Origin of the sequence: Marinobacter alkalisoli (assembly GCF_045449795.1) — a bacterium.
Taxonomy (GTDB): domain Bacteria; phylum Pseudomonadota; class Gammaproteobacteria; order Pseudomonadales; family Oleiphilaceae; genus Marinobacter.
On record NZ_JBJJLB010000019.1, the window covers coordinates 116,279 to 138,931 of the forward strand.

A 22,653-nucleotide genomic window follows, 5' to 3' on the forward strand; every position below is an offset into this window, starting at 1 on the left:
GTTGACTCCTTTAACAGTCAGTCCGCGCCTTCCGCACGATGGCGAGCCTGCATGTATTCGCGGTGATTAAGATGCAGCAAATCGGCCATGCGGCGAATGAGATGTTCCTCGTATTTGTCGATCCGGCCATCGGCAAATGCCACCCGCCAGATGCTCTCCAGCAGGCTCTGCTTGGCGGTCTGGTCCAGGTGTTCATTGATCTGGCCGGTAAACTCATACAGTGACGTGGCGTCATCCGCGTGGCTGAGGGCATCCTGCAGGATGTCCTCGGCTTCTTCACGGGTAACCTCATGGGCATTGACGGCGCAATCCACAATGGTTTGCAGTTCCCGCTCATCCTCGTTGTTATCAATGCGCGAGAGCTGGACCATCAGCGCTGTGGCAGCGACGGCCAGAGAGTGCGGGTCCGGTGCTTCACGGGTTGCCTCGGTAGGGGCAAATAATTGCTTCAGACGTTCGATCATGACCTGAAGGGTTCTCCTGTATATTTACGACCGTTACGCCGCTTTTGCCAGTTGCCTGACACGACCTTCCAGCTCGATCTGGTCTGCGGCAAAGCGGCGAATGCCTTCAGCCAGCTTCTCGGTCGCCATGGCGTCTTCGTTGGATTCCCAGCGGAACAGATGTTCATCCATCGCACCGAACCCATCGGAGCTGGAGGCAGTGGCCGGTGACAACTGGCGCGCCAGCGGCGCGGTATCATCTTTCAGCTCCTGCAACAGGGCAGGGCTGATGGTCAGGCGGTCACAGCCGGCCAGCCTCTCGATTTCACCGAGATTGCGGAAGCTGGCGCCCATCACCACGGTCTTGAAACCGTTGGCCTTGTAGTAATTATAGATGCGGGACACAGACTGGACGCCGGGATCTTCCGCTGCCGGGAAGCTGTCCCGACCGCTGTGGGCCAGGTGCCAGTCCAGGATACGACCCACGAACGGTGAAATCAGGAAAGCCCCGGCATCGGCACAGGCCGCCGCCTGCACAAACGAGAACAGCAGCGTCAGGTTGCAATGGATGCCTTCTTTCTCCAACTGCTCCGCCGCGCGAATACCTTCCCAGGTGGAAGCGATCTTGATCAGCACCCGGCTGGTGTCCACACCTTGCTCCCGGTACAGGTCGACGAGCCTGCGAGCCCGGGCCAGAGTGGCGTCGGTATCGAAAGACAGGCGGGCGTCCACCTCGGTGGAGACCACGCCGGGAATCAGTTCCAGAATCTCGCGTCCGGCCAGCACGGCCAGGGCATCCGTGGCGTAGCCCAGTTGCTCGGCGTCAGAGCCGCCTTGCTGGCTTGCCATGGCAACGGCCTTGTCCAGCATAGGGCGATAGGCGTCTGACGCAGCAGCTTTCAGCAGCAGGGAAGGGTTGGTGGTGGCGTCCTCGGGGCGCCACTGGGCGATGGCATCCAGATCACCGGTATCGGCAACCACCGTGGTCATGGCTTTCAGTTGTTCAAGCTTGCTGGTCATTCGTCGTCCTGTCGTCCTGTCTGAATTGTTTTCCCTACAATAACGGGCTGGTCTGACAGGAACAAGACAACAAAACGTATAGACCCGATTAAGCCGTCGCTATTACTGGCTCCGATGGCTCCTTCACCTTCGCCAGGGCTTCCTGGATGACCTCCAGCCCGGCCCCGGGTTTATGGGCGTTCTCGCTGATGTAGCGGCGGAACTGCCGACCGCCGGGCTGCCCATGGAACAGTCCCAGCAGGTGACGTGACATGTGCGTAAGGAACACGCCCCGCTCCAGTTCACTCTGGATAAACGGAAGCATGGCACGCAGGGCATCATGGCGGCTTTGCACCGGTGTCGCTTTGCCGAAGAATTCCGGGTCTACACCGGCGAGCAGCCACGGGTTGTGGTACGCCTCACGGCCCAGCATAACGCCATCCGTGTGCTCCAGGTGCTGGTGGCACTCCTCAAAGGTCTTGATGCCGCCGTTGATGATGATCTCCAGCTCCGGGTATTTGGCCTTCAGGCGATACACCCAGTCGTATTTCAGCGGCGGAATGTCCCGGTTTTCCTTGGGGCTCAGGCCCTCAAGAATGGCAATGCGGGCATGAACAATGAACGTACGGCAACCGGCGGCCGCGACCTTCTCAACAAACTCGCACAGATCATCCCAGGACTCCCGCCCGTCAATCCCGATGCGGTGCTTGACCGTCACCGGCAGGCCCGTGGCGTCGATCATCGCCCGCACGCCCTCGGCCACCTTGTCCGGGTGTCCCATCAGACAAGCACCGATCATATTGTTCTGCACCCTATCACTGGGGCAGCCCACGTTCAGGTTCACCTCATCAAACCCGTACCGCTCCGCGAGTTTCGCACAATGGGCCAGCTCACCGGCATCACTGCCGCCAAGCTGCAGCGCCAGCGGATATTCCGCCTCGTCATGACGGAGAAAGCGGGCGGTATCGCCGTGAATCAACGCACCGGTGGTCACCATTTCCGTGTAGAGCAGGGTGTGGCGGCTGAGCTGGCGCGCCAGGTAGCGGTAGTGGCTGGTAGTCCAGTCCATCATTGGCGCCACGCAGAACTTCCGGGAGGGCTCTGATCCGGTGCTTACACTCATTGCCGGTGAATGGTCGACGTTGCCTGTTGTGCTGTTTGCGGTCATTGACTGCCCAATCTGAATCTATCCGTCATCTGCTGTTGTGATCTACGGAGCAATTGAAAACGGGGATTATTGTATCAGGAAAGCGAACCCGCTGGCCGTAAGGCTTTTGCGAAATGTTTCTGGTGGCTCAAGGCAGTGAGCTAGCGTCGAAGCTGAGATTTATTGCGTCGCCACATTCGCGGAGCCAATCCCGTCCAACTCTTGAAAGCCCGGGTAAAATTCGCAGGATCCGCAAAGCCAAGCAGTTCACTAACACTCTGAATCTCCAGATCGGAAGTCGCTAGCAGATGGCAACTGTCCCGCCGCCGAACATCATCCAGCAGCTGCTTATAGTTCAGGCCCTGTTCATGCAACCGTCGGCGCAATGTCCTTGGTGTCAGGCAAAGATTGGCAGCCAGCTGCTCGGTGGAGGGGTAGCCATTCTGGCCCAGCACCAAATGGGCGCGGACCTGGCGGGCAATGTCGTTATCGGTTTCTGTGAGCGCGCTTTCCCGTTCACATTGCGCCAGCGCCTGGGCCAACCCTTCCGGGTTGGCGGTTGGTAATGGCTGGTCCAGCCAGGATCTGTCACCGCCCAGAACCACGCCAGCACGGGGCATATTGAACCTCACGCCAGGCACTTGCAGCTGTCGGCTGCTATAACCCCCGGGTTCCGGCCCGCATAACCAGATTTCCCGCTCATTGGGCAGCATGGGCAACACGAACTCCATGCCCCGAATCATGCTGGTCAGAATGGAACTGAACATCATTTCCCGGAGTGGAACCGGGATGGGCACTTCCGGTTCGATCTCAAAGAACAGATCGGTTTCCGATTCTCTCACTGTCATCAGTGTGCCGCGCCCGCGTAAGTGCCAGAACCGCTCCAGAATCGAAATGGCCTCACGTGGGGTAGGGGCACACATCAATGCGTATCCCAGGTTGCCGTGGGCGGTCAGTGGTAAGCGTAGGCCGGTATCGAAGCCCAGGGCGGTGTCGTCAATCGCGGCGTGAACCGCCTTGAAAAGCTGCAGGGTTTGCAGGTATGAGATCCGCCCTGCGGGGTCGTCCAGAATCTCAGCCGACACCCCTGCGCGCTGCAGGATCCCGCTGTGGTTTGCGCCAAGTTCCACCGCCGACGCGACAAACATGCGGGGATAGGTTACGGGCTGGTTGGGCTGCCGGGTCCAGCCGGGCATCTCTGAAGCTGTGATGGTATGTGGAGATCCGTCGAACATTGGCCACCAATGACAAGTGCTTTGTCCGCCAAACATCTCACGGAGGTATCCATCTGACCAGTACTCTATGGGCCAGATTACAAGAAATCCCCCATACCGGAGACTGTCGATGACTTCAGTCGTTAACCTCAAAGCTATTCGTTCACAGAAACGTAAGCTCGCCAAACCACCCCTGAGCGTGATTCCCCAGGTGCGCCGCCCGAATATCGACCTGGCAGGGGATGTGCCCAAATACTGGTGGGACAACGATCCGGTCAAAACCTTGTTACTGGCAGCGTTGTCCTCCGGGTTTCCGCCGGGGGAGACCTTCTTTATCGATTCGGTACGCCATTACCAGGACCGCATCACCGATCCGGAATTGAAAAAAGCCGTGCGCGGATTTATTGGTCAGGAGGCGCATCACTCCCGGGAGCACAAGTTGCTGAACGGTTTCCTGGAAGAGCGGGGCGTCGGTCTCGGCCGGCTGGAGGCCGAAATTCAGGCGTTCATGGACTGGATGCGTAAGAACTTCAGCCCCGAACGGCAACTGGCCCACACCGTGGCGGTTGAGCATTTCACCGCGCTGATGGCGGAAGAATTCCTGTTGAAGTATGACGCGCTGGAAGAAATGGACCCGCGCATGGCAAAGATCTGGGCCTGGCACGCCATTGAGGAATCCGAACACAAGGCGGTGGCTTTTGATGTGTTCAAGGCCGTTGGTGGTAGTGAGAGCGTGCGGCTGCAGGAAATGCTGATTGTGAGCGTGATTTTCCCGGTGTTTACCAGTATCCATTTGGTGCAATTGATGAAGGAAGACGGCCAGTTGGGCAATCTGAAGTCCTGGGCCGGCGCTCTGAACTATATGTGGGGTAAGCCAGGGGTGTTTCGCAAACTTCTGCCATCCTATCTCAAGTTCTATAGCCCGGGATTTCATCCGTGGAATCACGATGCCCGCACGCTGGTTGAGAAAGCCAAGGCAAAATGGCTCGGAGAGCCAAGCTGACCGGCAGCGATTACATGTCATGATGAGTGCAAGACACCAACGGGCAATGCCTGTTTTAATTCAATAATAAGGAAGAATGAATGACCGCTTATACCGCTGTTTTGTTGTACGCCGGATGGATGCTGATTCTGGCGCTGATCTACGCCACTCCCCGAGTGCCCCAGGCCTTGACCGGTGCAAAACCCATCGACAGCTGGGAGCGCAACAAGCAGCCGAGTGATGCGCCTATTCTGCAGCGCGCCAAGGCCGCGCACCTGAACTGTATCGAGAATTTCGCGGTGTTTGCATCGGTTGTCGTCGTTGCCGGCCTGATGGATCGTCTGGACGTGGTCAACACTCTGGCGGCGTTTGTTCTTTATGCACGAATGGCCCAAAGCCTGGTACATATCAGCGGCACGTCATTTGTACAGATACTGCTGAGGGCGACGTTCTTCCTGATCCAGATCGTGCTGGTGCTGGTGATGGTGTACGGCTTGCTTCTCGGTTGATAGAGATGGGGGCTGCCCGGCTTTCGGACTAAGCGGGTGTGTCTCCCCGCCTTGATCTTGGACAAGGCCCTCCTGTGGCCTTCCTGATATGCTGGTTGCAATGACGCGCCCAGCCGGGGAGGGCTTCACCATGCCGGATCATGAGACGGGCTCCGCTACTCTCGAACCGTTCCCCTGGAACCGGAATTTTGAGACCGGAATCGAGGAGATTGATCAGCAACACCGGGTGCTGGTCGACATTCTGAATCGGCTGGCCCAACATTTTGTCTCCGGTGACGCCAGGGTGGATTGCGAACACATCCTTGATGAGTTGCTTGCTTACGCGGCGTTTCACTTCAAGTCCGAAGAAGCTATCTGGCGTGAGGGTCTGGGTACCGGGGACGCAGTCCGGAATCATCACGACAGCCACCAACTCTTTTTTGCGCAGATTCAGATTTTCAGGGGCAGTAAGGCCCGTGAAGAGCAGGTGCTTGCGGACATTTTCGACTATCTTGCCAGGTGGCTGGCTTTCCATATTCTTGAATCTGATCGGCGTATGGCGCTGACTGTGCTGGAGCTGAAACGCGGCAGAACTCTGGTTGAGGCAAGGCGTGCGGTGGATGATCAGTTGAGCGGCCAAGTGTCGGCCACCGTATCAGCATTGTTGGAAAAGTACGCGGGCTTGTCGGCCCGAGTTGCCCGGTCAATCAGGGAGGCTCACCGCGGCAGGCCCTAATGAAACACAATAACTCCAAGGACTTCCCGTGAAAGAATGCATCTTCATCACCGGCGCCGCCGCTGGCATCGGCCGCGAAACCGCGCTTCTGTTTGCTTCCAAAGGCTGGTTTGTCGGGGCAGCAGACCGGGACGAGTCGGCGTTGGCCTCGCTGCGGCACGAGCTGGGTGAGGACCGCTGCAGTACCCATGTGATGGATGTGGTGGATGAGGCATCGGTGAAGCAGGGGCTGGCGGATTTTGCCGAGCGCACCAACGGACAACTGCGGTTGCTGCACAACAATGCCGGCATTCTGAAGGTGGGGCCGTTCGAGGAGATCGGTATGGCGGCGCATCGGGCCATTATTGAGGTCAATGTGATCGGGCTGATGACGGTGTTGCACGCCGCTTTTCCGTACCTGAAGGCGACGCCGGATGCCCAGGTGGTGAATATGAGTTCGGCGTCTGCCGCCTACGGGATTCCGGATTTTGCCTCCTATTCGGCCAGCAAGCACGCGGTCCGGGCGATGACGGAGGCGTTGGATATTGAATGGGAGCCCCACGGTATTCGTGTGTGCGATCTGATGCCGCCGTTTGTGAATACCGGCATGGTTCAGCAGAACGAGCAGGGCTCGCGGCTGTTCGAGCGTCTTGGCGTGAATCTGACGCCGGATGTGGTGGCCGCCCAGGTTTGGGCGCAGGTGGAGCAGCCGCGCCTGCACCGGCCAATCTCGATGCAGTTCCGCGCGTTGTGGCCCATTGCCAAATCCGCACCCGCGTCGGTCACCCGTGGTGTGCTGCGCAGGCTGTGGCGCAAATAAGGCAGACCTTATCAAGACGCTAGCCTGCTAACTTTGTTATCCTTTCGGGCCTTGTGAGAGTGGGGTTCGGGAGAAATTCAACATGCCGGTAATGGTTCAGGCGCTGGTGCCTGTGTTTGCGCTGATTGTGATGGGGCACCTGTTCCGCCGCTGGAACTTCCCCGGTGAAGGCTTCTGGATGCAGGCGGAGCGCTTCACCTACTACGCGCTGTTTCCCGCCATGCTGGTCTATAAACTGGGCCAGGCCCGCTTGCCCGCCTCCGCCTATGGCGACATCCTGCTTTTGATAGTGGCCATGCTGCTGGTGATGACACTGGTGCTGACGTTGCTGCAGTGGTTCTGGCGCTGGCCAGGACCGGTGTTCTCTTCCGTTTTTCAGGGCGGTATCCGTTTCAATTCTTACGTGGGGCTGGCGGCGGCCGGCATGCTGCTGGGCGACGACGGGCTATCGCTGATTGCCATTGCCGTGGCGGTCAAGGTGCCGTTGCTCAATCTGCTGTGCATTCTGATGTTCTCGCTGGCGGCGGGCCAGGGGCCACTGCGGTTGCGGCCGGTGTTGAAAGCGATAGTGACCAACCCGCTGATTGTGGGGTCGGTTATTGGTGTGATCTGGAGCTATTTCCAGATCGGGTTCCACCCGCTGATTGCCGGTATTCTGGCGCCGTTGAGCGATCTGGCGTTGCCCATGGGGCTGATGACGGTAGGGGCGGGGTTGCAACTGAAGGCGTTGCGGGGCGCGTCGATGCCGTTCCTGGTGTCGTCGGTGGCCAAGCTGGTAGCGTTTCCGCTGATTACCGCCGGGCTGGCGCTATTGTTGGGGCTGGACGGTATGCTGGTGCAGGTGGCGGTGTTGCTGGCGGCGCTGCCCACCGCAACTTCGTCCTACATACTGGCGCGCCAGCTCGGTGGTGACGCGCCCCTGATGGCCGGCATCATCAGTGGCCAGACGTTGCTGGCCATGATCACGATTCCGTTGTTACTGGGCATTCTCTGGTAGGCACGTCAGCGCGTTGTCGGCGATACCCTGAAGAAAGTTCACGTAGCCGTCCCGGTCGGATTCAATCTCGGTGGCCAGCGGATCCCAGGTGCTGAACGTAATGTCCAGGCCCTGGGTGATGGAACGCCACCACTGGCGGTTGAACTGGGGTTCGGTCAGCAGGCAGGGCTGATTGGCCTTGCGCAGTTTGTCCTGAACTTCGGCAATGTGCCGGGCGCCCGGAGACAGTTCGGGGTTCAGGGTGAGAATACCGTCCAGCTTCAGGTTGAAGTGCCCGGCGTATCGCGTGAAAGCGTCGTGATAGGCGAACAGGCTGATGTTGGCCAGTGGCTCAAGGCGGTGTTGAATGTCTTCTTCAGCCTCTAGGAGCGTCCTTTCGAATCGCGCCAGGTTTGCATCCAGGGCCTTTGTGTCGGCGTCTTCCAGTTGTGACAGCGCCTTGTGGATGTCTTTTGCCATTTCCAGGGCCAGTACCGGATCCAGCCAGATGTGAGGGTCTTCACCTGCGCCATGGTCATGGCCGTTTGCGTCGTGGCCAGGTTCATCGTGGTCGCCGTGGTCGTCATGATGATCGTCGCCGTGGTCATCATGGTGCAGGTCAGTGTCGTCGGCCCGGGGGACGTCATCGCCGTGTATCAGCGACACTGTGCGTTCCCTGAATTCTTCACCACCCAGCAGGCGGGACAGGAACGTTTCCATTTCCGGGCCAACCCAGAAGATGACATCGGAATTCTCCAGCGCCCGGCGCTGTGACGGGCGCATAGTGTAGTTGTGGGGGCTGGAGCCTGCCGGGACCAGGCTGGTGACTTCGACATCGTCCGGTGCGACGGCTTTGACCAGAAGTTCCACCGGTTTGATGGAGGTAACGACGTTGGTGGCGGCCAGTGCTGAAAGCGGGCTCAGCAGCGCTGCCAGTCCCAGCACCGCGGCGCTGGCTTGTGATTTGTTAGGCATGATGGTGTCGTGCTCTGAAACAGGATTGGAACGTTATAATATAACAAGCGAGCTGCTAATTAAAGATCGGGTCGCTCCAATCATGCGAAATCCGTTCTGGGCCGTTATAATGCGTGGCTTTCCAGTCGGCCACTTATCTATCAGGATCGTTACATGACCGTACGTACCCGAATTGCTCCGTCACCCACCGGTGATCCACACGTTGGTACCGCCTTCGTGGCCCTGTTCAACCTGTGCTTTGCCCGTCAGCATGGCGGCCAGTTCATCTTGCGTATTGAAGATACCGACCAGGCCCGCAGCACCGACGAGTCCGAGCAGGACATCCTGCGTGCCCTGCGCTGGCTAGGTATGGAGTGGGACGAGGGCCCGGATGTCGGCGGGCCACACGGGCCGTATCGCCAGTCCGAGCGCAAGGATTCCTATCGTCAATACGCATTGGATCTGGTGACCGCTGGCCATGCGTTCTACTGTTTCCGCACTCCGGAAGAACTGGAAGCCATCCGCGAAGAGCGCAAGGCCCAGGGCCTGAACCCCGGTATCAAGGGTAATCTTGAATTGCCGGAGGAAGAAGTGAAGCGTCGCCTGGACGCTGGCGATCCCTATGTGATCCGGATGAAAGTGCCGGATGAGGGCGTGTGTGAAATCCGCGACATGCTGCGTGGCACCATTGAGATCGATTGGTCCCAGGTGGACTGCCAGATCCTGCTGAAATCCGACGGCATGCCCACCTATCACCTGGCCAACGTGGTGGACGATCACCTGATGGGCATCACCCATGTGTTGCGGGGTGAGGAATGGATCAATTCTGCGCCCAAGCACAAGCTTCTGTACCAGTACTTCGGCTGGGATATGCCGGAGCTGTGCCACCTGCCGCTGCTGCGTAACCCGGACAAGAGCAAGCTGTCCAAGCGCAAGAATCCCACCAGCATCAATTTCTACGAGCGTATGGGCTTCCTGCCGGAAGCGGTCACCAACTACCTCGGTCGTATGGGCTGGTCCATGCCCGATGAGCGGGAAAAGTTCACCCTGGACGAGATGGTCGAGAACTTCGACATCCAGCGGGTATCCCTGGGTGGTCCGGTGTTCGATGTGGAAAAACTGCGCTGGCTGAACGGCCTGTGGCTGCGTGAGGACCTGAGCGACGATCAGTTCGTGGAGAAGATGCGCAACTGGTGGTTCAACGAAGACGCACTGCGCGCGCTGATCCCGCACATCAAGGGCAGGGCGGAAGTATTCTCCGATGTTGCACCGATGGCAGCGTTCATGTTCTCCGGCATGCTCAATCTCAAACCGGAGGACTTTACTCACAACAAGCTGGAAGAAGCCCAGATCAAGCGAGTGCTCCAGTTCACCCTGTGGAAGCTCGAAGCCCAGCGCCACTGGAGCAAGGACAACATCTTCGCCGACATCAAAGCCCTGGCCAAGGCTATGGACCTGAAAATGGGCGATTTCATGTTCTCCATCTTCGTGGCCATTGCCGGCACGCCCAATTCCTGGTCGGTGATGGACTCCATGGCATTGCTCGGACCGGACATGACCCGTTCACGGTTGCGTCACGCCCTGGGAGTATTGGGTGGCTTTTCCAAGAAAGAAACCAAGCGAGTGGAAAAAGAATACGCCGCATTGCTCGCGGAATAACCGCTTTGGTGAAGAAATGAACGGAATGAACAGGGAAGTTCAGAAAACTGAAAAAATTGAAGAAAAGAGGTTGACGCCCATAGGGCGGATCCTTAATATACGCAGCCGTTGAGGGGCCATAGCTCAGCTGGGAGAGCGCAACACTGGCAGTGTTGAGGTCAGCGGTTCGATCCCGCTTGGCTCCACCAATTTCTAGTCCCCTTCGTCTAGTGGCCTAGGACTCCGCCCTTTCACGGCGGCAACAGGGGTTCGAACCCCCTAGGGGACGCCAATGCGGCTTGACGGTTTAGTCCACCGGAAAGCCATCAAAAAAACCGCCTTCGGGCGGTTTTTTTGTGTCTGAAGAAAAGTGAGTGCCAAGGTCTGGCGAGAAGGGAGTTAGCGTGAAGCAATAGCTCCCTTGCCAACCCCTTCGTAAGCCTTCACTCGAATGGATTCTTCCGGAAACTCCGCCTTGAGCTGATCCGCCATATGCGCGGCGATCAATTCCACGGTGGTGTCTGTCGCTAGCATATAAACCCTTCGCTCCGGCAGCGTCAGCGCGAATTCGCCCTGGTTGGCCTCATACTCAAAGGTCACGTAGGCAACGCCGTCCTCGGCCACCCACCGCTGGGTCACGTCCTCTTCCGAACCCACGTAGATATCCCGCCACAGCGTCGCCCAACGCTTTTCCAGTTCATAATCACGGTGACCATTGCGATCAATGCGGATAGGGGAGCGGTGACCATGGGCGATGCGCTGGCAGTTGCCCAGATGCTTCTTCAGGCCGTGGACATAATGGTAATAGGGCCCTTCGATCACATCCTCGCGCAGGTGGACCTCAACATTGGTGACGTTGCCCGGCAATACGGCCATCAACTCCCGCTCCAGCAGTGCGGCCACGGCCGAGGGCAAAACCCGCTCCGAGGACAGCCAGACGACGGCTTCATCCGGTGAGCGATGCACAATCCGCGAGCCGTCCGTCAGCGTCCAGGTAAAGGTATCGGGTTCTTCCTCGGTCCAGGCCAGGCCATCATAGCCACGGGGAACCACCAGGCGGTGGTCCACGCGCTCGTCGATCACCCGCTTGATGGTGCGCTTCACGTTGCTGAAGTCGAACACCATGCCCTGTTCGTCCAGCTCGCCGCCGAGGACCACATCGGCAATCCAGCTTTCCCCCACCAGGCCGCGATTCGGGTCCAGGTAAGCGAAATCAATAACGGTGAGGTTGTCCACAAACAGGTGATTCATCGGGAAGTCCGAAAAGGATGAGGTTGATTGATGGGCGGATTCTACCAAAAATCCCCGGAACCTATCAGCCTTTTCATTGCGGCAGGCGCGGTGGAAGCGCCTCAGCCAAACAGACCCGACAACCAGGCGATCCCGACTGTGAAAATACTGAGGCTGATGGTCAGGCCAACGGTGTAGAATTTCGATGTGGAAGAGTGCTGCCGGGCCACGTACAGATCAATGGTGCGCTGGGCAATGTCTTCCGCTGTTTCCCGTGAGATCTCGTGAGCCTGCTGTATGGCCTCAGACTGCAGGGTTTGCCAGAATTCCGTATCAATGGTCTGTACGCTGGTAATGTGGTCCTTGAGTTCGGCCATGTGGTTGCCAGTAAAACCGTTGGTGCGCGACAGATCCATGCGCAGTTCCGCCAGTTCCCGCCCCAAGTTGAGGTTGACCTCGGCGGCCACTTCATCCCGCAGGTTGCGGGTGCGTTCTTCCACCAGGTCGGCCAGCGCTCCAAGTTTCTCGTCAACGGTGGCTGCCTGCTTTTTGCCGGCTTCGTCCAGGGCTCGTTTCAGATGATCGAACTGTTCATCAAACAGATCGCTCAGCAGTTCGTGCAGGCGGTTGTTGATGTGGGTTTTGATTGTCGAGCGGGCAACTTGCTCCGCCAGATCCCCGTCCTCAGGAAGGTTTGCTGTTCCGTTCACTGGTGTCGGTGGTTCTTCTGCTGGCTCCGGCGATGTGAACGTCGGCTGCGGGGGCTCGGGCAGGGTACCGTTGGAGACATCACTCGTCAGCTGCTCCAGGACCAGGGTCAGTCCCTCGGTGTGAGGCGGTTTGGTGAGGATGTTGTAGATGCCGAAATTACGGGCTTCCTCCATAAAAGAGGGGGATTTCCGGGACGTACACATGATGACGGGAATGCCCGCGGTCTCCGGGTTGCCCTTGATGGCCTTGGTGGCTTCCACGCCATTCATGCCGGGCATCAGGTGATCCATGAAGATCACGTCCGGGTGGTTATGGCTATTGAGAAAGTCCAGAGCCTCTTCTGCGGAGCTGGCCATGTTGACTTTCAATTCATGGTTTTCCAGCAATTTGCTCAGGGCAAACCTCGCCACCTTAGAGTCGTCTACCAGGAGTGCGTTCTTGATCGCCATGTCACAACCTCAACCTGTTACAGCTATGCGTTCATTATCGGGCCGGTGATTTACCAGCCGTCCAGTTGCGGGCACTGGGTAGCCCGGTAACTCTTGTCCCGATAACAAACACCGGGTTCCGTGGTGCGGGCGGTGAATACCTCGCCAGCCGCGGTTGTCAGGCGAACCTGTCCATAGGGTTCGCCGTATTTGAAGGTGGCTTCAATGGAGCTGCCGTTGGGATTGCGTAGCAGGCCCTTACCGTGAAACTTGCCTTCGATGTATTCACCCTCGTATTTTTTCCCGTCGGCAAACACTTCGGCGCCGGAGCCGTGAAAATCACCATTGGAAAACTCGCCCTCGTAATGACGACCGTCGGGGTAGGTAAGGCTGCCCTGACCGTGAAACTCGCCCTGTCGGAAGCCGCCCACATAGAACATGCCGTCAGTCGTGGTCAGGGAGCCATGGCCGTTCAGTCTGCCTTCGGCCCATTGGCCGGTGAGGATGTCGCCGTTGCCCCGGGTCAGGGTGCCCTGGCCGTGGAACTGGCCATCCTCGAAGTGGCCTTCATAGCGCAGCCCTTCGCTGTTTTCGTAGGTGCCGTCTCCGGTTTTCAAACCGCCAATCCAGGTGCCATCCCGGTAGTTCACTGTGGTGTAGGGGCTCAGCCGTCCCATCAGGGTTTTCGACTGCCCGGCTGTCAGGGCAACGGACTGACTCCAGGGTTTGAAGCCATCCTTGCTGATGGTGACTTCGTACCTGCCCGGATCCAGTTCCAGATCAAGCCGGGTGGCGCCGTATTCGCGACCGTTGATGGTGACGGTGTCGCCGACAACGTTGGAGCGCAGAACCAGCTTGGCGGTCGTAGGTTCCGGTTCGGCGGGTTGCGGTTGAACGTCCGGCTGTGGCTCCAGGGCGGCTGCCGGTTCGGCGACGGCCATCGTGTCTGCGGATTCCGGCATGGGGGCAATGGTAAAGGGCTCTACGGCCGGGAGGTTGCGAACCTCGGCTTGGGAGGGGGGTGAAGCCTCGTTCTCAGTCTCGATGCGTTGGGTGTCGGGTGTTGGCGGAGTCTTGTCTTCAGGCTGCGGGGCGGAGTCAGCCAGGGCGACTTGCGGGGCTTCATCTTTGTTAGCAGGTGTATTGGTCAGCGATGTGTCCTGGCGGACCGAGGCAAACCCCGCCGTGACCAATAGCATCAGGGCCAGCGCATTGACGAACAACAGTGGTCTGGCGTCGACCATGGGAAACCTCGCATTCCTGCATTCCGGACGCCTTCATCTTAACCACTGATTGCAATGTTATGTAACAGAAAGTATCTGAACTTATCGATAATGCAGGACAATTCACACTTTGTCCGGAAGTTGGTCATGGTTAAGCTGTTCCCAGGATCTCATGTAGACATCCGCCTCGTATTCATAGGGGGAACGAAAAGGGGTCAGCACGAAGTCGAACACCAGGAAGAAGAACCCTACGGAGGCCCAGGCAATGGCCATGGTGCTGATGGTGTTAGCCTGAACTTCCGGGTTGGAGTCGACAAAGCCCTGAAGCATCGGAATCAGGTCGGTCGCCATCACCACCGGGTTGAAGCTGGAGAGCACGAATGGTACCCAGAAGGCCAGGAATATGGGGAAGAATCCGAACGACCAGAGAATGCGGCGCAGCAGGTACATGCCGGCCTCGCGCCAGTAACGCTGTCTGACTTCGGGAACCTTGCGGATGCGTTCGATATAGCGGCGGCGCTCCGCCCAGTAGGCCGCTACTTCCGGGGCCTGTACCGTGCCCTTGCCGGGGCTCGCCGTGGCTGCGGCGGGTTTTGGAGCAGGCTCGCTGGCGGCGTCGGTCAGATCCTGGCTGGCGTCGTTTCGGCTTTCTGTGGTCATGGATTCGGATACTACCTTAATGGGCTACAGGGCTGACTGGTTGGCTAACAGGACTGATGCATGATAATCGATAGTACGTGTTACCCTACAAGTCTAAAATCGTTAAAGACAGGATAGATTGAATGGCTGCAGTGATCGACAACGCAACCCATCCGGCTTTTGAGAAGCTTCGCAGTCACCGGATTGGGACTCTGAACCTGACGGTTGAAGAGTATCGTCATCGCAAAACCGGCGCGCGGCATCTGCACATGGCTGCCGATAACGACGAGAACGTATTTTTCGTGGCCTTGCGCACCTTCCCGATGGACTCCACCGGTGTGGCTCATGTCCTGGAGCATACCGCGCTTTGCGGCAGCGAGCGTTATCCCGTGCGGGATCCTTTCTTCATGATGATTCGCCGCTCGCTCAACACCTTCATGAACGCGTTCACCAGCAGCGACTGGACCGCCTATCCGTTCGCCAGCATGAACCGCAAGGATTTCGATAACCTGCTGTCGGTGTATCTGGATTCGGTGTTCTTTTCCAAGCTGGATCCGCTGGACTTTGCCCAGGAAGGGCACCGCCTGGAGTTCGACAAGCCGGACGATCCCGGGACCGATCTGGTCTACCGGGGCGTGGTCTACAACGAAATGAAGGGGGCAATGAGTGCGCCCACCTCCCAGCTGTGGCAGAACCTGTCGAGCCACCTGTTCCAGACCACCACCTATCACTACAACAGCGGCGGCGAGCCGGATCACATTGTTGATCTGAGCTATGACGACCTGGTGAAATTCTATCGTCACCACTATCACCCGAGTAACGCGATTTTTGCCACCTACGGCGATATTCCTGCCCATGAGCACCATGAGCGCTTTGAGGAGCTGGCCCTGAAGCGGTTCGATCGACAGGACGTTGAGCTGCCGGTACGGGATGAAAAGCGCATGTTTGCGCCTGTGCGGGTCGAGCAGGGGTATGCCGTCAACGAAGGCGAGAGCACCGAGAACAAGACCCATATCGTGATGGGCTGGTTGCTGGGCCACAGTTTTGACCTGCAGGAAAATCTGGAAGGCCAGCTGCTGTCAGCGGTACTGCTGGAGAACAGCGCCTCGCCGTTGATGCGGGCCCTGGAGACCACGGATATCGGCCACGCCCCGTCACCCATGTGCGGGCTGGAGGACTCCAACCGGGAAATGACCTTTGTCTGCGGCATTGAAGGCAGCGAGCCGGAGCAACACAAGGCGCTGGAAGAGTTAATTGAAGGCACCCTGCACAAGGTGGTCGAAGACGGCGTCAGCGAGGAGCGCCTGGAAGCGATCCTGCATCAGCTTGAGCTGCATCAGCGTGAAATTGCCGGTGATCAGTTCCCGTACGGGTTGCAGCTGATCATGCAAGCGATTGCTCCCATGGTTCATGGCGGCGACCCGGTGGAGCTGCTGGACCTGGAGCCGGTGCTGGCGGATATGCGTGAGAAAATCCGCGACCCCCGCTATGTGCCGGACCTGATCCGCAGGAAACTGCTGGAGAATCCGCACAGGGTAACCCTGACCCTGCGCCCCGATGACAAGCTGGAAAGCCGCCGTCAGCAGGCCATTCGCGAGGCACTGGCGCGTCGCAAGGCCGAGCTGACGGAAGAGGAAGTACGGCAGATTGTTGACCGCGCCCAGGCGCTGGAAGAGCGCCAGCAGCGCAAGGATGACGATTCCATTCTGCCGAAAGTGGATCTGACCGACGTGCCCCTGCAGATGCCGGAGCCGGAGAGCCGCTACGATGGTGATATCGCGGCAACGGTGTTTGCCCGTGGCACCAACGGCCTGGTCTACCAACAGGTTGTTCTGCCGGTACCTGAATTGACCGAAGAGGAACTCCTGCTGCTGCCGTATTACACCACGCTGATTCCCGAAGTGGGATGTGGTGAGCTGGATTACCTGCAGATGCAGGACCGCATTTCTGCGGAATCCGGCGGCATCGGCGTCTCTTTCTCGGCCAAGGGGCGTGTTGATGACGTCCAGGACCTGTCAGGCTACCTGATCTTCAATGGTAAAGCGCTGGCGCGCAATCGCAGCGAGTTGAGCCGGTTGTTGCACGATGTGTTCCATGGCGCCCGCTTTGACGAAAAAGAGCGGGTGCGGGAGCTGATTGCCCAGATCCGTGCCCGTCGGGAGCAGGCTGTGACCGGAAGTGGTCATGGGTTGGCCATGGGAGCGGCGTCCCAGGGTATGAGTCCGGGTGCCTGGCTGTCTTTCCGCATTGGTGGCCTGGAAGCCATCCGCGGCACCAAGGCGTTGGACCAGGCGCTGAACGATCCCGCCGAACTGGATGCTTTCTGTGCCAGGCTGGCGGCGTTGCACCAGAAGGTCCGGCAGCAATCGCGGCAGTTCCTGGTGATCGGTGAGGAAGAGCAGCTGAATCCGATGCTGGATGACCTGAAATCCTGCTGGCAGGGCGCCGGGCCGGCCGCAGCTGGTGGCTGGAAGATGGAGCCGGTGAACTACACCACGCGCCAGGCGTGGCTCACCTCCACCCAGGTTAACTTCTGCGCCAGGGCGTACAGTACCGTGGCCGTGGACCATGAGGACGCCGCGGCACTGACCGTGCTGGGCGGTTTCCTGCGCAATGGTTACCTGCACCGGGCGATTCGCGAGAAGGGCGGAGCCTATGGCGGCGGTGCCGGGCAGGACAGCGTCAACGGCACGTTCCGGTTCTTCTCATACCGCGACCCGAGGCTGGCGGATACTCTGGAGGATTTTGACCGTGCACTGACCTGGTTGCAGGAAACCGAGCACGATCCCCAGGAACTGGAAGAATCCATTCTCGGCGTGATTGGCCAGCTGGATCGCCCCCGGTCACCGGCTGGTGCGGCGAGACATGCCTTCCATAACGAGCTGTTTGGCCGTTCACCGGAGCAGCGCGCCAGATTCCGCGAGCGTGTTCTGGCGGTCACGATGGATGATATCAAACGGGTGGCGCGGCAGTGGCTGGTGCCCGCCAATGCCAGTACCGCCGTGGTGACCAGTCCGGAAAACCGCGAGGTGGCGGAGCAGCTGGGTCTGGAAATTCAGGAGCTGTAAGCCCTGAAACACCGGAAACAGCCCCGCCGGGGCTGTTTCCGGAATATCAGGAATCGGAATCTACCGGTTCCGCTTCAACCCGGTGGCTACCATGATCCGGGTGGAAATCTCTTCCACTGAGTATGCCGTGGTGTTCAGGTACGGTATCCGCTCCCTGCGATACATCAGTTCAATCTCTTCGATTTCGTGCATACACTGTTTGAGTGACGAGTACCGGGAGTTGGGGCGCCGCTCATTACGAATGGTTGCCAGCCGCTCCGGTTCAATGGTGAGTCCGAAGATCTTTTCCTTGTGGGGTTTCAGGACTCCAGGCATTTGCTGGTCATCCAGGTCCTCTTCCGTGATCGGGTAGTTGGCGGCTTTCACGCCGTATTGCAGGGCCAGATAGAGGCAGGTGGGGGTTTTGCCGCTGCGGGAAGCTCCCACCAGGATCAGATCAGCCTCATCGTAATAGCGCGTGCGGGCGCCGTCATCGTTGTCGAGCGCGAAGTTCACGGCCGCGATGCGGCGCTCGTAATTGCCTTCGTTGTTTATCGAGTGGGACTTGCCCACCGAGTAGGAGGAGGAGGACTGTAGCTCCTGCTCCAGGGGATTGAGGAAGGTGCCGAAGATATCCACCATGAAACCGTCTGCGGTGGATATAATGTCGCGAATATCGCTGTTGACGATGGTATCGAACACCAGTGGCCGGCTATGGTCGGTCTCAGACGCCTTGTTGATGCGTTTGACCATGTCCCGGGCCTTGTCCGCATCGTCAATGTAGGGCACGGTTACCCTTTCGAAATCAATCTTTTCAAATTGGGCCAGAAGGCTGTTGCCGAGGGCTTCGGCGGTGAGGCCGGTACCGTCGGAAATAAAGAAAGCAGTTCGTTTCATGGTGTGTGGTCCAACTCCGGATTCGACGGGTTCCCTAGGTAATTGCCGCAGGTTACAGTATCATACACGCCCAGTTCGAGACTGCGCAGCGCAGAATGCTCTAATGAATCAAGGGAGACGTGCTTTGGAAGATTACATTATCTGGTTTGATCACCTGGGAATGTCCGATGTGGACCGGGTAGGGGGAAAGAATGCCTCTCTCGGAGAAATGATCAGTAATCTCGCCAATGCAGGTGTTACCGTTCCGGGTGGTTTCGCGACCACTGCCCATGCCTACCGTGAGTTCCTTGCCACCGATGATCTCAAGGACAAGATCGATAAGGCCCTTGACGAGCTGGATGTCAATGACGTCAACGAGCTGGCCAGGGTGGGTTCCCGTATCCGTCAGTGGGTTATCGATACGCCGTTCCCGGACGTGCTTGATAATGCCCTGAAAGAAGCTTATGCCAAACTGCAGGATGGCAATGACAAAATGGCCGTCGCCGTGCGTTCCTCCGCTACTGCGGAAGATCTGCCGGACGCGTCTTTTGCCGGCCAGCAGGAGACCTTCCTGAACGTGGTGGGCCTGGAGCAGGTGCGCACTTCGGTCAAGGAGGTGTTTGCCTCCTTGTTTAACGACCGCGCGATCTCCTATCGGGTTCATCACGGCTTTGATCACAAACTGGTGGCCCTGTCTGCCGGCATCCAGAAAATGGTGCGCAGTGAAACCGCCGCCAGTGGCGTGATGTTTACCCTGGATACCGAATCCGGTTTCCGCGACGTGGTGTTTGTAACCGCCTCCTATGGCCTGGGTGAGACCGTGGTTCAGGGTGCCGTTAACCCGGACGAATTCTACGTTCACAAGCCGACCCTTCAGGATGGTCGCCCGGCGGTCCTGCGCCGTAACCTGGGCAGCAAGGCCATCAAGATGGTCTACCATTCCAGCCCCGGTGAAGGCCAGTTTGTCGAGACCGTGAAGGTTGAGCAGGATGAACGTAACCGCTTCTGTATTAATGACGCGGAAGTGGAAGAGTTGGCCAAACAGGCCATGATCATTGAAAAGCATTACCAACGCCCGATGGATATCGAATGGGCCAAGGACGGTGACGACGGCAAGATCTACATCGTTCAGGCCCGTCCGGAAACCGTCAAGAGCCGTGCCGCCGCCAATGTCATGGAACGTTACCTGTTGAATGAAACCGGCAAGGTGCTGGTGGAAGGCCGCAGTATCGGTCACAAGATCGGCAGCGGCCCGGTCAAGATTGTCGAAAGTATCAACGAAATGGATCGGGTTCAGCCGGGGGATGTCCTGGTCACGGACATGACGGATCCGGACTGGGAACCGGTGATGAAGCGCGCCTCCGCCATCGTCACCGATCGTGGCGGCCGTACCTGTCACGCCGCGATCATCGCCCGTGAGCTGGGTATTCCGGCGGTCGTCGGCTGTGGTGATGCCACGGAAGTGCTGAAAGATGGTCAGGAAGTGACCGTTTCCTGTGCCGAGGGCGATACCGGCATGATCTATGAGGGCGCCCTGGACTTTGAGCTGCGGGAAAATACCGTCGACTCCATGCCCAATATTCCGTTCAAGATCATGATGAACGTGGGTAACCCGGATCGTGCGTTTGATTTCCAGGCGTTGCCCAACGAGGGGGTCGGTCTGGCCCGCCTGGAGTTCATCATCAACCGTATGATTGGTGTTCACCCCAAGGCATTGCTCAACTTCGATGGCCTGCCGAGGGACATCAAACAGACGGTTGAAAAGCGTATTTCCGGCTATCCGTCCCCGGTCGACTTTTACATCGACAAGCTGGTTGAGGGTATCTCCACACTGGCGGCAGCGTTTGCGCCCAAGAAGGTTATCGTGCGTCTTTCGGACTTTAAGTCCAATGAATACGCCAACCTGATTGGTGGCACACTGTATGAGCCAGACGAAGAAAACCCGATGCTGGGCTTCCGTGGCGCCTCTCGCTACATTTCTGAAACCTTCCGGGACTGTTTTGAGCTGGAATGCCGTGCCCTGCAGAAAGTACGCAATGAGATGGGGCTGACCAATGTTGAGGTCATGGTGCCGTTCGTTCGTACCGTTGGCGAAGCCGAGCAGGTAGTGAACCTGTTGGCCGAGAACGGGCTGAAGCGGGGCGAAAACGGCCTGCGGGTGATCATGATGTGTGAGCTTCCGGCCAACGCCATTCTGGCGGAGCAGTTCCTTGAGCATTTCGACGGTTTTTCCATCGGCTCCAACGACCTGACCCAGCTCACTCTGGGCCTGGACCGGGATTCCGGCATCATTGCGCACCTGTTCGACGAGCGGAACGAAGCCGTCAAGGCGCTGTTGTCCAATGCGATTCAGGCCTGCAAGAAAGCCAACAAGTACATTGGTATTTGCGGTCAGGGTCCGTCCGATCACCCGGATCTGGCCAAGTGGCTGATGGACCAGGGTATTGATACCGTGTCTCTGAACCCGGATTCGGTACTGGATACCTGGTTCTTCCTGGCCGACGAAAAGATCGACTGAATTCATTTCCAGGATAAGGAGAGCGACAACGTGGCAAACATTATTACCCCCGACCTGTGTGACGAGTTTCCGGAAGTGAAGGTCGCAGAGCCTGGCTTCAATAATTACGGAGGCATCAAGGCCTTTGGCGGCGAGATTGTGACCGTTAAGTGCTTTGAGGATAACTCGGTGGTCAAGGAGCAGGTTGGGCTGCCAGGTGAAGGCCGGGTGATGGTTGTCGATGGCGGCGGTTCAAAGCGCCATGCCTTGCTGGGTGATATGCTGGCGGAAAAAGCCGCGAGCAACGGTTGGGCGGGCCTGATTATCTACGGGTGCGTCCGTGACGTGGATGAGATCGGCAACACCGAGCTGGGTGTCCAGGCCCTGGATACCTATCCCCGCAAGAGCGAGAAGCGCGGTCTGGGCGACCTGAACGTGCCGGTGACCTTTCACGGCGTGAGCTTCCAGCCGGGGCACTACGTGTATGCCGATAACAACGGCATCATCGTATCGGAGAAGCCGCTGGTCTGACCTTCGGTTTTCCCGGTACGAACAAAAACGGCGGCCAATGGCCGCCGTTTTTGGTTTCAGCGAGTCACTTCGCTGATGTTTGCCCCCAGGAGAAAACCATCACCCTCTGGTTCACATCGGACTACTTCGCACACGGTTTCCAGGGGAGGGAACTGGTCGCTGGAAGGGTGAAGAACGGTCTGTAGTTCTTCGCCAACCGCAACGGCGCGGTCAACATACAGTTGCATCCCGGCGGCGCTCAGATCCCGGCAGAGGCCGGTGAAGGTCTCGCCATTACTGTCTGTAATCTTGATTTCTGAGTTCACCTGCATGCGATGGAAATCGCGCTTTTCCGAGTAGTCCTTCATAGGGTTACGCCCAGTTGTCTGTTTTTCTTGTGGGTTTGAGCATCGGAATAATGAGGGCCAGCAAGACGCCGCCCAGCACCAGCGCAGCGCCGAGCAGCATGAAATCGGATTCCTTGCTGGCTTCCAGCCGTTCGTTTTCGGCGGTCAGCACTTCCAGGTCATTGCGGATTTTCTGGTTTTCCTCCCGCAGTTCGCGGTTGCGCCTTTGAATGTTCAGTGCGTCGGCGGATACTTCCTTGATCCTTCTGAGTTCCTGCTGAAGCTCTTCGGAGCGGCTGGACAGCGATGTTTTGGAATTGCGCAGTTCGTCGCGTTCAGCGGTCACCGTGCTGAGCTGCTCCCGGGTCTCATTCAGTTCGCTGCGGGCGGCTTCCAGTTGGCGGGTGGCACGTTCCAGGCGGTCGCGGGCAATCGGGGTGTCGGTCAGGTACTGCTTGGATACCCAGCCCTCACTGCCTTTGGGCGTTCTCACCTTGGTGTAGTTTTCATTGGCGGTGTCGAGCACTTCCAAGGGTGTGCCGCTGGGCAGGGCATTTTCAATGATCCGGTACTGGGTGCCAGGGCCTGAGCGAACAGGCAGGTATAACTGGTCGTCCACATACATGGTCCTCGCCTGGGCTACAGCTACGGAGGACACGATAATAAGGATACTGAGAATAAAGCGGATGAACGTCACTGGTTATATTTCCTGAGTTTTGCGATGGGCGGACAGTCAGCGATTAAAGACGCAATTTTGTCACAGCTTCCT

Annotated in this window: 21 protein-coding genes and 2 tRNA genes; 11 read left to right on the forward strand and 12 right to left on the reverse strand. The window is 58.2% G+C overall.

Annotated features, from left to right (window positions below):
* Positions 1–17: 17 nt before the first annotated feature.
* From ACJO3M_RS09240 to ACJO3M_RS09255, 4 genes are all read right to left on the reverse strand, one after another.
* On the reverse strand, positions 18–464 hold the full coding sequence (locus ACJO3M_RS09240) for a tellurite resistance TerB family protein (RefSeq protein WP_407001105.1): 447 nt from the start codon (positions 462–464) through the stop codon (positions 18–20).
* 33 nt (positions 465–497) lie between these two features.
* Positions 498–1,463, reverse strand: coding sequence for a transaldolase (tal, locus tag ACJO3M_RS09245; RefSeq protein ID WP_407001106.1), 966 nt, complete (start codon positions 1,461–1,463; stop codon positions 498–500).
* A gap of 88 nt (positions 1,464–1,551) precedes the next feature.
* Positions 1,552–2,565 (reverse strand): tRNA dihydrouridine(20/20a) synthase DusA, encoded by a 1,014-nt coding sequence (gene dusA, locus ACJO3M_RS09250; protein ID WP_407001149.1) that lies wholly within the window; start codon positions 2,563–2,565, stop codon positions 1,552–1,554.
* Between the two features lie 185 nt (positions 2,566–2,750).
* Complete coding sequence (locus tag ACJO3M_RS09255) at positions 2,751–3,785, reverse strand: AraC family transcriptional regulator (RefSeq protein ID WP_407001107.1); 1,035 nt, start codon at positions 3,783–3,785, stop codon at positions 2,751–2,753.
* 148 nt (positions 3,786–3,933) lie between these two features.
* Between ACJO3M_RS09255 and ACJO3M_RS09260 the strand changes: the two genes are divergently transcribed.
* The 5 genes from ACJO3M_RS09260 (at position 3,934) to ACJO3M_RS09280 (ending at position 7,805) form a co-directional block, all read left to right on the forward strand.
* Complete coding sequence (locus ACJO3M_RS09260; RefSeq protein WP_407001108.1) at positions 3,934–4,806, forward strand: metal-dependent hydrolase; 873 nt, start codon at positions 3,934–3,936, stop codon at positions 4,804–4,806.
* An 80-nt stretch (positions 4,807–4,886) separates the two neighbouring features.
* Positions 4,887–5,294, forward strand: a complete 408-nt coding sequence (locus tag ACJO3M_RS09265) for an MAPEG family protein (RefSeq protein WP_407001109.1) — start codon at positions 4,887–4,889, stop codon at positions 5,292–5,294.
* 130 nt (positions 5,295–5,424) lie between these two features.
* Positions 5,425–6,009: a bacteriohemerythrin gene (locus ACJO3M_RS09270; protein WP_407001110.1), complete on the forward strand. Its 585-nt coding sequence runs from the start codon at positions 5,425–5,427 to the stop codon at positions 6,007–6,009.
* A 28-nt stretch (positions 6,010–6,037) separates the two neighbouring features.
* Complete coding sequence (locus ACJO3M_RS09275) at positions 6,038–6,808, forward strand: SDR family oxidoreductase (protein WP_407001111.1); 771 nt, start codon at positions 6,038–6,040, stop codon at positions 6,806–6,808.
* Positions 6,809–6,890: 82 nt separating this feature from the next.
* A complete protein-coding gene (locus ACJO3M_RS09280; RefSeq protein ID WP_407001112.1) occupies positions 6,891–7,805 on the forward strand; it encodes an AEC family transporter in 915 nt (304 codons plus the stop codon).
* Here the strand turns inward: ACJO3M_RS09280 and ACJO3M_RS09285 are convergent.
* Complete coding sequence (locus ACJO3M_RS09285) at positions 7,785–8,759, reverse strand: zinc ABC transporter substrate-binding protein (protein ID WP_407001113.1); 975 nt, start codon at positions 8,757–8,759, stop codon at positions 7,785–7,787. The genes ACJO3M_RS09280 and ACJO3M_RS09285 overlap by 21 nt on opposite strands.
* 153 nt (positions 8,760–8,912) lie before the next feature.
* Between ACJO3M_RS09285 and gltX the strand changes: the two genes are divergently transcribed.
* The 3 genes from gltX (at position 8,913) to ACJO3M_RS09300 (ending at position 10,668) form a co-directional block, all read left to right on the forward strand.
* The gene (gltX, locus tag ACJO3M_RS09290; protein ID WP_407001114.1) at positions 8,913–10,397 is read left to right on the forward strand and encodes a glutamate--tRNA ligase; all 1,485 of its coding nucleotides are present in this window, start codon (positions 8,913–8,915) and stop codon (positions 10,395–10,397) included.
* A gap of 112 nt (positions 10,398–10,509) precedes the next feature.
* Positions 10,510–10,585, forward strand: a tRNA-Ala gene (locus ACJO3M_RS09295).
* A 7-nt stretch (positions 10,586–10,592) separates the two neighbouring features.
* Positions 10,593–10,668 (forward strand) — tRNA-Glu (locus ACJO3M_RS09300).
* A 107-nt stretch (positions 10,669–10,775) separates the two neighbouring features.
* On the opposite strand, the gene ACJO3M_RS09305 is transcribed toward ACJO3M_RS09300, so the two are convergent.
* From ACJO3M_RS09305 to ACJO3M_RS09320, 4 genes are all read right to left on the reverse strand, one after another.
* Positions 10,776–11,627: a 6-carboxytetrahydropterin synthase gene (locus ACJO3M_RS09305; protein ID WP_407001115.1), complete on the reverse strand. Its 852-nt coding sequence runs from the start codon at positions 11,625–11,627 to the stop codon at positions 10,776–10,778.
* 101 nt (positions 11,628–11,728) lie between these two features.
* The gene (locus ACJO3M_RS09310) at positions 11,729–12,766 is read right to left on the reverse strand and encodes a response regulator (protein WP_407001116.1); all 1,038 of its coding nucleotides are present in this window, start codon (positions 12,764–12,766) and stop codon (positions 11,729–11,731) included.
* Positions 12,767–12,816: 50 nt separating this feature from the next.
* Positions 12,817–13,989 carry a PEGA domain-containing protein gene (locus tag ACJO3M_RS09315; protein ID WP_407001117.1) on the reverse strand — a complete coding sequence of 391 codons (1,173 nt, stop codon included), beginning with the start codon at positions 13,987–13,989 and terminating at the stop codon, positions 12,817–12,819.
* Positions 13,990–14,091: 102 nt separating this feature from the next.
* A complete protein-coding gene (locus tag ACJO3M_RS09320; RefSeq protein ID WP_407001119.1) occupies positions 14,092–14,628 on the reverse strand; it encodes a hypothetical protein in 537 nt (178 codons plus the stop codon).
* 122 nt (positions 14,629–14,750) lie between these two features.
* On the opposite strand from ACJO3M_RS09320, the gene ACJO3M_RS09325 reads away from it, so the two are divergent.
* Positions 14,751–17,675 carry an insulinase family protein gene (locus ACJO3M_RS09325; protein WP_407001120.1) on the forward strand — a complete coding sequence of 975 codons (2,925 nt, stop codon included), beginning with the start codon at positions 14,751–14,753 and terminating at the stop codon, positions 17,673–17,675.
* 60 nt (positions 17,676–17,735) lie between these two features.
* Here the strand turns inward: ACJO3M_RS09325 and ppsR are convergent, their stop codons facing one another.
* The gene (ppsR, locus tag ACJO3M_RS09330; RefSeq protein WP_407001121.1) at positions 17,736–18,551 is read right to left on the reverse strand and encodes a posphoenolpyruvate synthetase regulatory kinase/phosphorylase PpsR; all 816 of its coding nucleotides are present in this window, start codon (positions 18,549–18,551) and stop codon (positions 17,736–17,738) included.
* A gap of 103 nt (positions 18,552–18,654) precedes the next feature.
* Here ppsR and ppsA point away from each other — a divergent pair, with 103 nt between their 5' ends.
* Complete coding sequence (ppsA, locus tag ACJO3M_RS09335; protein ID WP_407001122.1) at positions 18,655–21,048, forward strand: phosphoenolpyruvate synthase; 2,394 nt, start codon at positions 18,655–18,657, stop codon at positions 21,046–21,048.
* A 30-nt stretch (positions 21,049–21,078) separates the two neighbouring features.
* Positions 21,079–21,558 carry a ribonuclease E activity regulator RraA gene (rraA, locus tag ACJO3M_RS09340; RefSeq protein ID WP_407001123.1) on the forward strand — a complete coding sequence of 160 codons (480 nt, stop codon included), beginning with the start codon at positions 21,079–21,081 and terminating at the stop codon, positions 21,556–21,558.
* Positions 21,559–21,614: 56 nt separating this feature from the next.
* Here rraA and ACJO3M_RS09345 read toward each other — a convergent pair whose 3' ends face one another.
* Together ACJO3M_RS09345 and ACJO3M_RS09350 are read right to left on the reverse strand one after the other, a co-directional pair.
* Positions 21,615–21,905 carry a PilZ domain-containing protein gene (locus ACJO3M_RS09345; RefSeq protein ID WP_407001124.1) on the reverse strand — a complete coding sequence of 97 codons (291 nt, stop codon included), beginning with the start codon at positions 21,903–21,905 and terminating at the stop codon, positions 21,615–21,617.
* Between the two features lie 4 nt (positions 21,906–21,909).
* Positions 21,910–22,581 carry a TIGR04211 family SH3 domain-containing protein gene (locus tag ACJO3M_RS09350; RefSeq protein WP_407001125.1) on the reverse strand — a complete coding sequence of 224 codons (672 nt, stop codon included), beginning with the start codon at positions 22,579–22,581 and terminating at the stop codon, positions 21,910–21,912.
* Between the last annotated feature and the right edge of the window lie 72 nt (positions 22,582–22,653).